Raw genomic sequence first — 14260 nt, forward strand, 5'->3', positions numbered from 1 at the left:
TGGCTTCTTCTTCCCCATGCTCTCCATGATGGACATCATCCTTACCGGGGCCGAAGCCCCTGATCAGGGGTGTCCGTCAAAGCGAATCAAGCCCAGTTCGGGTACTCGACACCCAGCTCGGCCCCGGCTGTCACGGAGTCCATGAGTACCGCCGGGCCGTCCGTCTCCCAGACGCCGCACTCCTCCCACACCGTGGTGGGGTCGGCAAGCACTGCCTTGGCGGCGGCGATCAGATCGGCCTCGCTGTTGGCGCCCAGCCAGCGAACGAAGGCTTGGTGTTCCGACAGATAGCAGCTGTTGGCGGGCTCGTCTGCAAGAACAAGTCCGCAGGCACCCTCTTCGCCGACGGCGATCACCCCGGCCAGACCCTCCACACCGCAAGCGCGGTCGTAGTCGTCCAGGTCATCCCCGTCCCCAATGACCATCCCCGACCCTGTGCAACCACGCCACTGGGCCAGCGCGGAAACCGGAACTGCTATCAGCGGGCCGCCCATCGACTCGACCCAGACGGGGGAAGGCTCGCGCGAGCTGGCGGTGGTGGAGGAGAACGTCTTCACGACGTCAGTGTCCTCTCGGCCACTGACAACGAGATCTCGGGCCGATCAGCACAACCGGTGGCTTGACATCGAGACCCGCATATTAGAGGGGTGCCGATGACGATCGTCTACGACCGCACCAAGACCGTGGTCCGGCGGCACGTCGCCCCAGGCGAGGCGGTCCCGTTGCATCCGGAAGCGGTGGCGTTCGCCGGGCACTACGACTTCGACATCGACGTACTTGCCGCCTACCGCCCGCAAGGCAAGGGTCGGGTCGAGCGGCAGGTCGCCATCGTCCGCGACCACGTCCTGGCAGGCCGGGCGTTCTCCTCGATCGAAGAACTGGACGCCGCGTTCACGGCCTGGGTGCCGCTGCGGCGAGCCCGCGTCCACGGCACCCACGGCGAGGTCATCGGCCACCGGGCCGTCCGCGACCACATGGCCCTGCGGCCTCTGCCGAGGACGCCCTACGTGGTCACCCAGCGGCACCGCCGGCTCGGCGGATTCGGAGAGTGCCGACATTCACGCTCGTAGGTGGTTGTGCTGACGAAGTAGATGGCGGTTCCGGCGCTTGCGCCGTTGGGGTGACCCGCCGTCGGCCGGAGCGCGCGGGCGCGCGAGGCCGCTCCCGAGGTGCCCGCACTGCGGCTCGTCGGCACCGGGCAGAGCCCGCTTCACGGGGAACAGCCCGACCACGACGACGACCAGCACAACCACCACCAGGAGCAGCCCGGAGTCCGGGCGACGCCCTCCGTCGCCCTGCCCCGGGACGCGTCGCCGTCCTGCGCCCTGGCATCGGTGGAGGACCTCTGGCAGCGACTGGAGCGACCGTCGACCAGAGGATTCCTACTGAAGCACGTCCGGCGCGCGCTGGACGGCATCGCCGCGTGGACCGGGCCGACTGACGCCCCGGAGGTTCCGGCCGACCGGCTGCTCTTCCGGCTCAAGCGCCGGCGCCGCCAGGGCAACCCGCACGTCGACGACGTCGTCGCCTGGATGCTGCAGCGCGGCCTGCCGCAGGAGCAGCAGTGCAAGCACCCGGCCTGCGACAACGGCGTCCGGCTGGACACCGACAAGGACTGCGTCACCTGCGACCTGCGGCTTCAGGACCGGCGCTCCACCCGGCGCGCCATCATTGGGCAGGTCGTCCGGCAGCTGCCTGACGCGACCTTCGAGCAGCGCCGGGAGGCGATCAAGGACGCGCTGCGCAACCATGCCCTGGTGCGCGCCGAGGCCCAGGTCGACGCCGGACGCCGGCCGGCTGAGGCCCAGGCGCTGTGGGAGGCGCAGCCTCCGGAGCGGGAGGCGGCGGCTGCTGCGGCCGGGCTGGAGCGGCTGGCGGTGCCGTGCGAGGACTGTGGAGCCGAGCGTTCGGCGGGGCTGTGCGGGGTGTGTGCGCGGGGTCGGGAGATCCGTCAGGGCACGCAGGCCTGCATCTCGATGGCGCTGGCGGCGTTCGCTGACCTGAGCACCTACGCGAGCGTCCGGCAGGTCTGGGAGCAGACTGCGGCGGAGGTGCGGCACGCCCGACAGGATGCGCGGCTGGGCGCGGCGGACGAGGTGATCGGCGGGGCCTCGGAGGTGCTGGCTGTGCAACATGCGCTGGGAGAGTACCGGGCGTCGGCGCTCCAGACGTTCGCCGGGTCGAAGTCGGCGTGTGAGGAGGCGGTGGCAGCCTACAAGGCGGTGATGCGTTCGCGGCACCGGTTCCCGAGCGAGGTCGCGGCCCGGGCAGTGTGCTGCGGAACGGTCGGAGGAGGCCCGGGCTCGGGCTGCCGAGTGGCTGTTGCGGCGGCGGCTGGCGGCCGTGGAGCAGCACCTGGCGCGTGTGGCCGCGCGCCGGTCGCAGGGCGGTGGGACGGTCCGGGGAGAGGCGGACCTGAACGTCGTGGGCGCGAATCGGACCCGTGCCGCCTGGCCGCCCGGAGGGCGTCCCGTGAGGAAGGGCGTTGACGGTCGTGGGTCCGGACCGGCAGGTCGCCGGTCTCCCGGTCGTGGGTGTACTCGGCGTTGACCAGGCAGTACGTCCGCCGCGTCCCTCGGCTGGCTTGATCGGCTGTCGCACGGCTGCGGCTCGTGGGCCCGCCCGGGGCACCGGCCACACCGAGCGCTGATGTAGGCCGCGCCCCTGCGCTTGCTACCTGAACCGATCAATCCGCCAGGGCACGTCACACAGCTGGAGGTCCTCCGACGAGACCGACTCGGCGGCACACTCCACGAGCACCAACATGCCGCATGACCCGCGGATGACCATTCGGCACCCGCAAGGTCCGGTTCCGGTGGGATGCCGGGTTCGGCTGCGCCCGCGATCTGCCCCGCCTACGATCCGTCAGCAGGTCGGCACGCCACGAAAGCGCTGGAGGCTGCAGGATGCAGAAGCGGCAGTGGATCACCGCTCGCCGAAGCGAACTGGACGCCCTCGCGGAGCAGTGTTGATTAAGCAGCTTCAGGAGATCCAGGTCGAGCGGAACGAACTGGCGGTCGCGGAGCGGGTGTTGAACCGCCTGGCCGAGCGGGTCCAGGCCGATGCCGAGGCTGTCGCTCCGGTAGCGGCGCAGGTGGCCGGGCGGGCGGCCCTGCTCATCCCGCACCGCAGCGACGCGGCCGACGAGGCCGCGCTGCCCGGCGACTACCGCAGGATGCTGGCGCTCGTCCGGGAGGCCGACGGCCCAGTGCAGGTCAGGGCGGTCGGCGAGCGGCTGGGCCTGAACGCCTCGGTGCGCGGCAAGCTGGAACCTTTGCGCGCGAAGATGACCAGGCTCGCTGACCGCGGCTGGCTGCACAAACGGCCCGACGGACGGTTCACCGCACGTCCGAAACTGCGCGGGCGCGGCGTAACCTGTGGGTCCCCGGCGGCAGTTGAGTTTGGTGTGAAGAAAAACAACGGTCTCGTCGAGGGCCCCGAAGGTCTTGTCTACACCGCCCGCCTGCCGCTGTCGAGCGCCACCTCAACCTGGCTCGCCGACCTGATACGCGGCCACTGCAAGAAGATCGGATCCCGGTGGCGGGCCCTGTCCGCGGGGAAGATCGCCGGAATCGTGCTGGCCGTGCTGCGCTGTCCAGCGGCCCGGCGACCTGGCCGGCGGGAACGGGGTGCACCGCACCACCGTGAGCCGGTGGGTGCGCGAGGTCGTCGGACTGCTGGCCGCCCGCGCCCCGCGCCTGGATCGGGCCCTGAAGAAGATCACCCGAAAGGGCGGCGGCGTGGTCCTGCTGGACGGCTCCCTTATCCGCACCCGCCGTCGTACCGGGGCAGACAACCGGCCGAACTACTCGGGCAAGCACAAATGCCACGGCCTGCTCGTGATCGCACTCACCGACGACAAGAGCCGCCTGGTCTGGGTGAGCGCGGTCCGACCCGGACGCACCTCGGAGATCACCGCGTGCCGCCACGACAAACTGACCGCCCATCTGCGCGCGGCCGGCCTCGGCGCGATCGCCGACCTGGGCTTCGTCGGCCTTGACGACAGCGCCCCGGACACCGACCCAGCGGTGATCACCGACTACAAGGCGGCCCGGTACCGGTCCCTGACCCGTGGCCAGAAGTTGTCCAACAAGGCGCTGGCCGCGGTGCGGGCCCGGTCGAGCACGGCTTCGCCATCTGAAGAATTGGAGCGTTCTCGGCAAGGTCCGCCACGGATCCGAGGTGGGCGACCGCGCTGGTGCGGGCCTTGCTGGTGCTGACGAACCGGGAAGTCGCCCGCTGACGGGTGGTCTTGTCGGTGGGCCACCGCCCCGGACCTGCCCGAGCTTCCTGACGCCTACGCGCACCAGGCCGTCTGACGTGCAGTTTTCATTACGCGCGGGTCTTACTGGGGCCTCACTCACGCGAGGCCCCACGACGGGATCAGACGGTGAGGACGAGCTTGCCCTGGAGGTGACCGCCCTCGAGCAGCCGGTGCGCGTCGGCGACGCGCTCGAACGGGAACGTCTCCTGCACGTGGACCCGGAGCCGGCCCTGTTCGACGAGTTCGACGAGACCTCGCAGGCCGACCGGATCAGGATCGACCGCGATGCCGCTGAAGCGCATGCCGGCCGCCTCGTATTTGGCGATGAGCTCCGAATCCTCCTCGGCGACCGCCGTCACCAGGTGACCGCCCGGGCGGAGCACTTCGAGCGACCGCTCGACGGTGTCGCCGCCGATCGTGTCGAGCACGACGTCGACATCGCGGACCACCTCGGTGAAGTCGAACGCCGTGTAGTCGATCACCTCGTCGGCGCCGAACCCCTCGACGAACTTCCGCTTGCTTCCGCCGGCGGTCGTGATCACGTGCGCGCCGAACGCCTTCGCGATCTGGATCGCGACGTGGCCGACCCCGCCACCACCGCCGTGGACCAGGACGCGGTCGCCCTCGCTCACGCCGCCGAGATCGACGAGGCCCTGCCACGCCGTCAGCCCGACGAGCGGCAGCGCCGCCGCCTCGACGTGCGAGAGCGACGCCGGCTTGCGTACCAGGTGCACCGCCGGCGCCGACACCACCTCGGCGTACGCGCTCGCCGCCCGCGGGAACAGCGGCATCCCGAACACCTCGTCGCCGGGCCTCAACCGCCACGTCTGCGGCCCCTCCTCGACCACGCCGCTGATGTCCCAGCCGAGGACGAACGGCGGCCGGCCGATCAGCGGGAACTCGCCGGCGCGCAGGCGTGCCTCCAGCGGGTTCAGCCCGATCGCCTTGACGCGGACGAGAACCTCGGTCGGGAGGGGCTGGGGCTCGGGCGCGTCCACGATGGTGAGCACCTCGGGACCGCCGAGCGTCTCCTGGGTAATGACTCGCATGACTCTCCTGACTTTTTTGGGAGGGGAGAAGAGAACCCAGGCTATGAATTTGATAGGAACCAGCAGGTACCTTTGGCGCCATGAGCGGTTTCGGTCCTGGTGATCCCTTCCTCGCCGACTGTCCGGGGCGTCTGGCGGTCGAACTCATCGCCGACAAGTGGACGGTGGTCGTGCTCTACGGCCTCAGCAAGGGCCCGGTGCGCCATGGCGAGCTGATCGAGCTGATCGGCGGCATCTCCCGCAAGATGCTCACCCAGACGCTCCGACGGCTCGAGGCACACGGACTCGTCCGCCGCCACGCCTACGCCGAGGTGCCGCCCCGCGTCGAATACGAGCTCACCCCGCTCGGGGCAACGCTGATCGATCCGATCCACATGCTGACCGAATGGGCGAGGGCGAACGGCGACGCAGTGCTCGATGCGCTCGACGCCGATCCCGAGCCGGTCGCCCACAGCAACTGCGGCCCCTGCTAAAGGCACTGAGTATCCTCTCGGCCCCTACTCGGCATCCGCCCGGCCGCGCCCGGTCTGCAGGCTCTCGGTGCGTTGGACGATCTGCCGCATCGGGGTGGCGGTCCTGGCCACGACCACGAGCGTCTCACCCCAGGTGCGGTACACGAGGTCAAGCGCGTGGTCCACGGCGGACCCGGTATCCCGCCGGAGCCGGACCTGTCCGATGATCTACGCCATGGTCATCGGTCGACGACCGGCACGACCTGCGACTTCACGATGCACACCGCCCACAGATGAGGAAATCCGCGCCGTCCAGCAGGCATGGGCCGCAGCCAGCGCAGCCTGATCACCCACACCCGTCAGAACGTCAAAAGTCGAGAGTCCCCCAGTGACGTCAGAAATCGCTGAACAACTGCTGGCGCCGACCTGATCGTCTCCACCAGGAATCTCGCCGACAAGGCCGTCGAGGCCTACGTCGAACGCGCTGCCACCCACACCGAGCTGGCCTCCCCGATCCTCTGGCTCTGCGAACCAGCCAGAGGATCATTTGTCGGACACGCCTTGGTGCACTGTGACTCCGGCGGGCAGGTGGAAGCTCGGATCGCTCTGCCCCCCGCTCAGGAACTGCCGGAACGTGCTACCGGGTTGGGCCCACAGGACGGCGGTGACGTACGGGTTCGCCATGAGCGTCGGGCATTCGACGCGCTGCCAGGTGTTCCCCCTCCGTACGACGTCGCCGAAGACGATCCGGATCTCGCCGCGGGCCGCCTCGGAGAATCCCACCGAAGCGTTCCGCCAGAAGGCCGCGGCCCTCTCGGAGTAGTCGGAGTAGTACGGGGTCTGCAGGTTGAGGTCCTCGATCAGCATCATCATCGTTCGCCCGCCGTGCCTCATGGCCGTGACCTTCGCCGACTCCTCGACCGGCTTCCCCCGGTAGGTGCCGCAGTAGTACCACAGGGCGGTGGGATCGGCGCCCTTGGTGGCGTTGCGCATCTGCTCTCTCGTCACCCACCGGGACACGTCGTCCGTCTGGCCGGGCAGGACGACGCCGCCGCCGTTCGTCGGTGCCTGGTCCGCGTAGGGAACCCACTCCCCGAGCAGCTCGGCCCTGATGTTCCCGGCGGAGCCGGGGTGAGATATCGGGGGCGGGCCGAGCAACATCCGGGGTCCTCTCTCTGGGGCTGCGCATGGGAGACCGGACCACCCGCGCTGCGGAGCCCGTCAGGTCGGGAGCATAGGCCGGAACGACACCACCGACGCAGCGCCGCCCCCGACGCCACCGCACCCTGCCGCCGCTACGCCGACGCTTGCACGGATGCATGCCACCGCTGCGCCAGCGCACGGTGCCCAATCACCCCGCAGCACCGTCGGCGTCGCCCCTGCGCCAGCAGGGTCCGGGTGGCACGGACACTGTCAGAGAGTGTGTGATGGATCGTCAATTACTGAGCTAGCCCGAGTTGTATCTCCACATCGCGCCGGCGCGCATAGCTCCGGTCGACACCCACCGCAATCGGGACACCCCGCCCGGCGTGCATCCCGAGCTCGTACAGCGCGATCGGCTGCACGCTGCCCACGCTCCGGGGAAACCGGAACAGCACGACCGCGGCCCGGTGCAGGTGCCGGTACTCCCAGGCGATTTGGTCGGTTATCGGGATCGGCGAACTCGCCTAACTCCGATGGGGGTTGAGCACCGAAACCTCGTCGTCACCGAACATCCGGGTCGCGTGGCCTGCCAGTCGGGGCACCCGGTGATGCCGCCCGCCAGGAACACCGCGGGCCGGCCGCCGGGACGGTACTCGGCCGGAGCCTCGAAGTATTCCATCAGCTACTCCCACCACTCCCACACTGGTCGGGCCAAACCGGAAGCGGCCCGGGGCCGCCCGTTGTCCGGGCCGCGGAAAGGGGACGTCCAGGGCGGCAAGACGGTCTGCCGCCGACCGCGGAGCGGATCGATGGAACCATCCCGGCCCCGTCGTGCACGCTTCGGGGAAAGAGTCGGGAGTTCCTTGTGCCCCCCGGACCGGGGCCCATAGCTTCGAGGCGTCTCAGCAAGGGACGAAGCATTCCAGTGGAGGCCGGTCGAATCCCCCGAACGACCTCCACCGGAGTTCACCCGGAATCTTGGAGGAATCATGAGCGACACCCAGAACACCACCCCGGAGACCGACGACGAGTTCGCGGCCGAGATCGGCGACGAGGACCTGGAGGCCATCTCGGGCGGTCTCGAGCGCATCTGACGTCCACTTCTCGGCCGGGGGCCGGCGCTCGTCGCCGGCCCCCGGCCGGCCGTCCGCACGGAGGCCCGCGTTGAACCTGCCCAGCGACCTGGCACACGCATCCGAGCGGCTGCGCGAGCGCATCACGCGCAAGGCGTCGTCCCGCTGGTTCCTGGAGAAGCGCCGGGAGATCGAGGACCTGGCGCCGTACGATCCGGACCGGGGGCGCGAACGCCTCGACCACCTGCTCGCCACCGCCGTGGAACGGGCGCCGTACTACTCCGCCCTGCGCTCCGACGAGCGGCCGGGCCTGCGCGACTTCCCGCGGGTCCACAAGAGCGACCTGCGCGAGCGCTTCCTCGACTTCGTCACCCGCGACGCGACCGGCCGGATGGCCCCCGGCGCGTTCTTCCTGTCCCAGACCAGCGGCAGCACCGGACAGCCCGTCACCCTGCTCTCCACCGCGGAGACCGGCGGGCTGCTGACCAACGTCATCCGCGAGCGACTCAGCGCCTTCCTCGGCCTGCCGGACACCGGCACCGTGCTCAACCTGGGGCTGCTGTTCCCCGGCACCCGCCTGCTGGAGCCGGTGATGCTGCCCCGCCCCTACGTCAAGTGCAACTTGCGCGGATACGACCCAGACGACCCCGGCATCGTCGCCGACTACGAGGCCGTGGTCGGCCGTCTCCCCGTCGACCAGATCACCGGTTCCTCCAGCCGTGTCATCGCCCTGGCGCGGTACTGCCTGGAACGCGGCATCGCCCTGCGCCCGCGGGGAGTCGTCGCCACCTACGAGCAGATGCCCGACAGCGGCCGCCGGCTGGCCGAGCAGGCCTTCGGCTGCCCGGTGACCATGCTGTACGTGACCGCGGAGACCGGCTACGCGGCCTTCGAGTGCGGGCGGCGGCGCCTGCACTTCCAGGACGACTTCGTCCTGCCCGAGATCGAGCCCGCCGACGGCCAGGACGTCGGCGAGATCGTCCTGACCTCCCTGGTGTCCACGCCCATGCCGGTCATCCGCTACGTCACCGGTGACCTTGCACCCCGCCCGACCGCGTGCGACTGCGGCCTGCCCGGCACCGTCACCGAAGGGCTCGTGGGCCGCGCCCGCAGCAGCCTGGTCGGCCGGGAGGGGGCCGCCTACTCGCCGTACGCGCTGCTCGCCGCGCTCGCCGCCGCCGGCCTCCCCGACTACCAGGTCGTCCAGGACGAACCGGGCACGCTCGACCTCGTCACCGCCGGCCCCACGGAACCGGCCGCGGCCTGCGTCCGCGACCTCAACACCCGGCTCGCCGCGCACTTCGGCCCCCGCCAGGGCTTCCGCCTGCGTCACCGCTCGCACCAGGAATTCCGGTTCACCCCGGGCGGCAAGCGCAACCCGGTGGTCCAGCACCTGCCCCTCCCGGACGGCCCCGAACGCTCGGGCTACCTGTGACGGTCGGCACCTGCCGCGGCTCCAGGGCCGAGCCGGTCGACGATTCGGTTCCCTTGGAGACCGAGTGGCTGCCCAAGAACGACGGGATCGTTCTCATCGGCCAGACAAACGACGCCTCCCTCGGGGTGACGAGAAAACAGATCCGCAGTACCGCCAAGGGCCGGCATCCCGCCGCGCTCTGGTACTACAGCGGCACCTGCGGGGGAAGGTCGGTCGAGGAGACCGCCAAGGCCACCACCCCGTGCTACTCCGACTACTCGGACCGGGCCGAAGCCTTATGGCACCTCGTCCCGGCACCCTCTTCCACCCCCCGCCGAGCACCTGGCGCACCAACCCCCAGCACCGACTGCCCCCGGCATCACCCTCCACTGAGGATCGCCGCGAACCGGTGACCATCACCTCGCGTTCCCCGTCGGTCGTCGACCCGTTGTCAGGCTCGGCAGGTGCGCCAGGCGGTCGGCTCTGCCGTCGGCCAGGCTCCTTGCGCTGGGCCGGCTCCGGCCCGACGCTCGAGGCCCGCGGGCGGCTCGGTTCATGGGGGGCGACGGCGATGTCCACGTGTGCAGGTTGCCGAACCCGGTCGCAGCGGTGCGAGGTGGTCCGCGAACGGCCGCCGCCGATGGACGCGTCGTGCCCGCGACCCCGGTGTCGGGGTCGCGGGCACGAGGGCTCACACGTACGGCGGGTAGGTCGGCTGACCTCCGTCGCCGCCGCCGATGGCCTCCAGGTCCCCGTCGCTGATCTCCTCGTCGACCTCCGTGCTCGCCACGGCGGCGGCGTCCTCGGTGCCGGTGTTCCGGAAGGTGTCGTCCTGCATAGTGGTGTACTCCTTTGGTGGTGTTTCGCGGGTGTGCCTGGCAGTGCTCAACTGACAGCGGTGGGGACCTCGTTGTAGCCGATGACCTGGGCCTTCGACCCCGGGGCTGCGGTCGGGACGTACGTCAGGAAGGTCTGCAGCCGGCTGATGGTGAACCGGTTCGCCGTCGCGCCACCGGGCTTGCCCAACTGCGCGGCGTCGCTGCTCTTCGGTCCCAGGGAGACGGTGCCGTCGGCCTGGACCGGGGTCAGCGTGTCGGTGACGACGTCGGCGGTGAACACGAGCACGCCGCCGTCCTCGGTCCGCAGGGCGTAGGTCTCGGGGAACGTCCGGGTCAGCACCCGGGACAGGGTCGTACCGCGACCGCTCAGGGCCTTCGTGCCGGCTGCGAATCCGTTGGAGAGGTTGTCGTCCAGCGGCGCGCTGTAGGAGAACCTGTCCTTGCCGACGAGGTTCTGCTGGTAGTGGGCGAGGATCTCGGTCGCCAGTGATCCCGGGGTGATCAGCAGGCCGTCCGGGCTCGTGACGGCGGTGGCGGTGCCCGCACCGTCGACGGCGATCTTCGGCACCGGCCCGCTGGCCGTGAGCGAGTACGCGGCCAGGTAGGGCGTTCCGGGGCCCGCCTGCACGAAGACGCGGTACGTCGGGCCGGGGAAGGGCATGCCTCCCTGCGCCCGGCTGGACACGGTCAGGAACCAGCGGGGATAGGCCGAACCCGCCGTGGCGTGGATGGTGATGCCCTGGTCGCTGATCGGGGCGACCGACTGGTTCAGCTCCTTGCTGATGCGCATCCAGGCGACGTCCGCGCTGAGCAGCGGTTCGGTCTCGATTCCGGGCAAGCCCGTGCTGTCGAGGGCCCCGTTCACCCGGTTGTTCTCCTCGTCGTAGCGGCCGACCGCCGCCGTCGCGTCCGCCTGGGAGACGACCGCCTCCGCTGCCGAGGCCTGTGCGCCGGTGGCGCCGCCGCGCACCGAGCCGCAGCCGGCCGTACCTCCGAGCGCCAGCAGGAAGGTGGCCGCAGTGGCCTCCAGACGGAGTCTCCTCCTCCTGTGGTTCATGTCATCGCTCCTTCTGATTCGTGCATCTGCCTGCGCACCAACTGGTGGAAGAGGCTCATGGGGTCGTCGAGAAGTTCGGAGGGAGGACCGCACTCGGCGACCCGGCCCTCGGCGAGGACGACGACCTTGTCGGCGTCGAGGACAGTGGAGAGCCGGTGCGCGATGACGACCCGGGTAGCGTTCAGCCGCTGGGTGCTCTCGGTGACGACCCGTTGGGTCTCGTTGTCCAACGCGCTGGTGGCCTCGTCGAAGAACAGGATCCTGGGGCGGCGGATCAGGGCGTGCGCGATGGCGAGGCGCTGCCGCTGGCCGCCGGAGAAGGTGCCGCTGTCGCTCACCATCGTGTGCATCCCCATGGGCATGGCGCGGATGTCCGCGGCGATGCCCGCCAGTTCGGCGGCTGCCCACGCGTCGTCGTGGCTGTAGTTGAGGGTGCCGGTGATGGCTTGGAAGACGGTGCCGGCGAACGGCTTCGTCTGCTGAAGGACGACGCCGCACTGCCTGCGCACCGCGGCACTGTCCAGGGTGGCCAGGTCCTGACCGTCGTAAAGGACGTTGCCGCTGGAGGGGGCCTCGAAGCCGAGCAGCAGTCGCAGCAAGGTGGACTTGCCGCACCCGCTGGGGCCGACGATCGCCACGAACTCGCCCGGCCGCATGCTCAGGGACACGTTGTCGAGCACCGGTGGACTGTTCTCGTCGTAGCGGAACGTCACCCGGTTCACCTCGATCTGCCCGGTCAGGTCGCCCGGCACCGTGTGTGCCTCCGAGACCTCCGGCAACTCGGCGAGCAGCGGCTTCATCCGCTTGAACATGGGGATCACGGCGAAGGCCGAGGAGAGGGAGTTGGTCACCTGGATGACGGCCGCGAGGACGATGCCCAGGGCCGCGTTGAACGACAGGAACCTGGTCATCGACAGCGTTCCGCGGGCCGGCCCGCTGATGATCACGAAGGTGAGCAGCACGCAGACGAGCGGGTAGACGGCGTTGAACGTGGCTGCCGCGTTCTGGTACCTGCCGATGCGCTTCTGGAGCTCCTTCTGCTGCGCGAACTCGTTGGCCCAGGCCGCGAAGGCGCGGTTCTCGGCACCCGCCACCCGCAGTTTGGGGAGTCCCCTCAGCCTCTGGTACACCCGGTTCGCGAGTTTGTGCTCCAGGTCCAGCGACCGGGTCTGCCACTTCATCTGCCGCGCGCCCAACACGAGAAAGAACACCGCGCTGATCAGGACATACAGCCCGGTCAGCAGGGCTAGCGGCACGCTGAACCAGAACATCACGGCGAAGTTCACCACCGCGACCACGCTGGAGTAGAGCACCACGTAGCCCACGTTCATCAGCACCGTGCGGATGTTCTTCACCCCCAGGGCCGCACTGGCCAGTTCACCCGTGGAGTACCGGCGGAAGAACGGCGCTGGCAGGCGCAGCAGCCGGTCCCAGACGGCGGCCTGCAGGATGGCCTCGAAGCGGCCCCCGACGCGCAGCAGCGCCAGGTTCTCCAGCACCGCGAAGACCGCCGACGCGAGGGCGGCCACCAGGGTCAGGACGCACACCTGCACGATGAGGTTCGTCTCGGCGTACGGGACGAAGGTGCCGAGGACCAGCCCGGTGCTGATGGGCACCGTGGTGCCGACGGCCACCGCGACCAGGGTGAAGGCGATCAGGTTGCGGATGTCCCGTCCGCTGCCCTTCAGGCCGAAGAGGATCAGCCGTCCCGTGCCGATCGGGCGCTCGGGCAGGGGCGGGTAGAACAGCACCCCCGTGTCGTCGAACTCCTCCGCCGTCCGGTCCCGCACCGGGTCCTGCTCACCGGTGACGGGATCCCAGGCTACGTACCGTCCGCGCCGCCAGACGAAGGCCACCGGATCGCCGGAGGCGGCGCGACGCCCGACGAACGGGCCGATGTTGATGCGCCACCAGCGTGCGTCCAGGTCCACCGCGCGGATGCGGCAGCGCGAGCGCACCGCGATGGCCTCGATCGGGCCGGTCTTGCCACCGGCCGTCGAGCCGCGCGCGGGCAGGATGGAGATGCCCAGTTCGTCGGCCACGATCCGGCAGGCCGCCTCGGTGGGGTCCTCGTTGTGGACGGGGCCGCTGCGCGAGACGTGATCGGCCGGCTGGAGCACGGCCCGCAGGACCCGGTTGGCCTTGTCGGTGAGCGCGTCCTCCATCTCGCGCACGGCCCGGATCCGGGACTCGGTCTGCTCCCCCTCGGCGGCGATGACCCGGTCGGCCATCCGCATCAGGCGCCCGTTGGCCTCGGCCAGGCAGTCGCGCCACCGGCCGTCGGCCAGCAGGTCACCGGTCGAGCTGGTGGTGAACGAGGCCGTGGGGTCGCCCTGGACGGTGCTGCCCCCGGTGACCACGAACGTGTCGCCGCGGGAGAGCCACTCGCCGCTGTCGGGCGTTCCGACCCGCAGCCGGCCGGCGAGGACCTCGATCCAGACCAGTCCCCCGGCCGCGCGCCCGCGTTCCCCTTCGGCCAGTTCGCCCCGGCTTCCGGCGCTCAGGAGCACGTGCTCGCGGGAGCCCGGCTGCTCGGCGACGAAGCCGAGGAGGCCGTCGAACCCGGCGTCGATCCCCCGGGCGAGGGCCGCACGCCGGTCGGAGGACTCCCGGGTCTCCCCGGAGCCGGTGTCCCCGGAGCCGGCGTCGGCGCGCAGGAGTCCTGCCAGGTCCGCCGCGTCCACGCGCAGGACGCGGGCGCCGAGGACGGCTCGCAGGACCGGTACGCCGACGGCGCCCAGCGGGGGTGCGGCGAGGACGGCACCCGGGGTGAAGCGGTTGACGTAGTGCCACGGGCCGCCCTCGGCGGCCTCCATGACGAACAGGTCGACGGCTCCCTCGGTCACCACCCACAGTGCGTCCGTATCCGTCAACCGGACGTGTCCCTCACTGAAGTCGACCTCGGTCCCGATCCCGGCCGGGGGTCGCCAGGCCGCCGTGACCTCGGGCCCGGAGGATGTCGTGCTCAT

At 70.5% G+C, this 14260-nt stretch carries 13 protein-coding genes; 5 read left to right on the forward strand and 8 right to left on the reverse strand.

Annotation, left to right across the window (positions count from 1 at the left end; all coding sequences use genetic code 11):
- Positions 1-86 precede the first annotated feature (86 nt).
- Complete coding sequence (locus ACWCXH_RS36020) at positions 87-557, reverse strand: Imm21 family immunity protein (protein ID WP_449805723.1); 471 nt, start codon at positions 555-557, stop codon at positions 87-89.
- A 96-nt stretch (positions 558-653) separates the two neighbouring features.
- Here ACWCXH_RS36020 and ACWCXH_RS36025 point away from each other — a divergent pair, with 96 nt between their 5' ends.
- The 3 genes from ACWCXH_RS36025 (at position 654) to ACWCXH_RS36035 (ending at position 4220) form a co-directional block, all read left to right on the forward strand.
- Positions 654-1070, forward strand: a complete 417-nt coding sequence (locus tag ACWCXH_RS36025; RefSeq protein WP_449805724.1) for a hypothetical protein — start codon at positions 654-656, stop codon at positions 1068-1070.
- A 264-nt stretch (positions 1071-1334) separates the two neighbouring features.
- A complete protein-coding gene (locus tag ACWCXH_RS36030) occupies positions 1335-2489 on the forward strand; it encodes a hypothetical protein (protein WP_449805725.1) in 1155 nt (384 codons plus the stop codon).
- A 1167-nt stretch (positions 2490-3656) separates the two neighbouring features.
- Positions 3657-4220 carry a transposase family protein gene (locus tag ACWCXH_RS36035; protein ID WP_449805726.1) on the forward strand — a complete coding sequence of 188 codons (564 nt, stop codon included), beginning with the start codon at positions 3657-3659 and terminating at the stop codon, positions 4218-4220.
- A 163-nt stretch (positions 4221-4383) separates the two neighbouring features.
- On the opposite strand, the gene ACWCXH_RS36040 is transcribed toward ACWCXH_RS36035, so the two are convergent.
- Entirely contained in the window at positions 4384-5313 is a 930-nt protein-coding gene (locus ACWCXH_RS36040; RefSeq protein WP_449805727.1) for an NADP-dependent oxidoreductase, read from the reverse strand.
- A gap of 80 nt (positions 5314-5393) precedes the next feature.
- On the opposite strand from ACWCXH_RS36040, the gene ACWCXH_RS36045 reads away from it, so the two are divergent.
- A complete protein-coding gene (locus ACWCXH_RS36045; protein WP_449805728.1) occupies positions 5394-5786 on the forward strand; it encodes a winged helix-turn-helix transcriptional regulator in 393 nt (130 codons plus the stop codon).
- Positions 5787-5810: 24 nt separating this feature from the next.
- Here the strand turns inward: ACWCXH_RS36045 and ACWCXH_RS36050 are convergent, their stop codons facing one another.
- The 3 genes from ACWCXH_RS36050 to ACWCXH_RS36060 form a co-directional block, all read right to left on the reverse strand.
- Positions 5811-5951: a hypothetical protein gene (locus tag ACWCXH_RS36050; RefSeq protein ID WP_449805729.1), complete on the reverse strand. Its 141-nt coding sequence runs from the start codon at positions 5949-5951 to the stop codon at positions 5811-5813.
- Positions 5952-6308: 357 nt separating this feature from the next.
- Positions 6309-6926, reverse strand: coding sequence for a hypothetical protein (locus tag ACWCXH_RS36055; RefSeq protein WP_449805730.1), 618 nt, complete (start codon positions 6924-6926; stop codon positions 6309-6311).
- A 278-nt stretch (positions 6927-7204) separates the two neighbouring features.
- Positions 7205-7420 (reverse strand): nucleoside 2-deoxyribosyltransferase domain-containing protein, encoded by a 216-nt coding sequence (locus ACWCXH_RS36060; protein ID WP_449805749.1) that lies wholly within the window; start codon positions 7418-7420, stop codon positions 7205-7207.
- 652 nt (positions 7421-8072) lie between these two features.
- On the opposite strand from ACWCXH_RS36060, the gene ACWCXH_RS36065 reads away from it, so the two are divergent.
- Positions 8073-9416, forward strand: a complete 1344-nt coding sequence (locus ACWCXH_RS36065; RefSeq protein ID WP_449805731.1) for a hypothetical protein — start codon at positions 8073-8075, stop codon at positions 9414-9416.
- Between the two features lie 670 nt (positions 9417-10086).
- On the opposite strand, the gene ACWCXH_RS36070 is transcribed toward ACWCXH_RS36065, so the two are convergent.
- From ACWCXH_RS36070 to ACWCXH_RS36080, 3 genes are read right to left on the reverse strand one after another with little or no spacing between them, the layout of a single operon-like run.
- Entirely contained in the window at positions 10087-10233 is a 147-nt protein-coding gene (locus ACWCXH_RS36070) for a hypothetical protein (RefSeq protein ID WP_449805732.1), read from the reverse strand.
- A gap of 47 nt (positions 10234-10280) precedes the next feature.
- Complete coding sequence (locus ACWCXH_RS36075) at positions 10281-11291, reverse strand: hypothetical protein (protein WP_449805733.1); 1011 nt, start codon at positions 11289-11291, stop codon at positions 10281-10283.
- Entirely contained in the window at positions 11288-14260 is a 2973-nt protein-coding gene (locus ACWCXH_RS36080; RefSeq protein ID WP_449805734.1) for an NHLP bacteriocin export ABC transporter permease/ATPase subunit, read from the reverse strand. The genes ACWCXH_RS36075 and ACWCXH_RS36080 overlap by 4 nt, the downstream gene beginning before the upstream one ends.

This window comes from Kitasatospora sp. NPDC001660 (assembly GCF_053596725.1).

Coding starts and splice junctions, on each gene's coding strand:
- ACWCXH_RS36045 (WP_449805728.1), top strand. CDS start 5,394: ATGAGCGGTTTCGGTCCTGGTGATCCCTTCCTCGCCGACTGTCCGGGG.
- ACWCXH_RS36070 (WP_449805732.1), bottom strand. CDS start 10,233: ATGCAGGACGACACCTTCCGGAACACCGGCACCGAGGACGCCGCCGCC.
- ACWCXH_RS36025 (WP_449805724.1), top strand. CDS start 654: ATGACGATCGTCTACGACCGCACCAAGACCGTGGTCCGGCGGCACGTC.
- ACWCXH_RS36075 (WP_449805733.1), bottom strand. CDS start 11,291: ATGAACCACAGGAGGAGGAGACTCCGTCTGGAGGCCACTGCGGCCACC.
- ACWCXH_RS36055 (WP_449805730.1), bottom strand. CDS start 6,926: ATGTTGCTCGGCCCGCCCCCGATATCTCACCCCGGCTCCGCCGGGAAC.
- ACWCXH_RS36040 (WP_449805727.1), bottom strand. CDS start 5,313: ATGCGAGTCATTACCCAGGAGACGCTCGGCGGTCCCGAGGTGCTCACC.
- ACWCXH_RS36080 (WP_449805734.1), bottom strand. CDS start 14,260: ATGAGCACGACATCCTCCGGGCCCGAGGTCACGGCGGCCTGGCGACCC.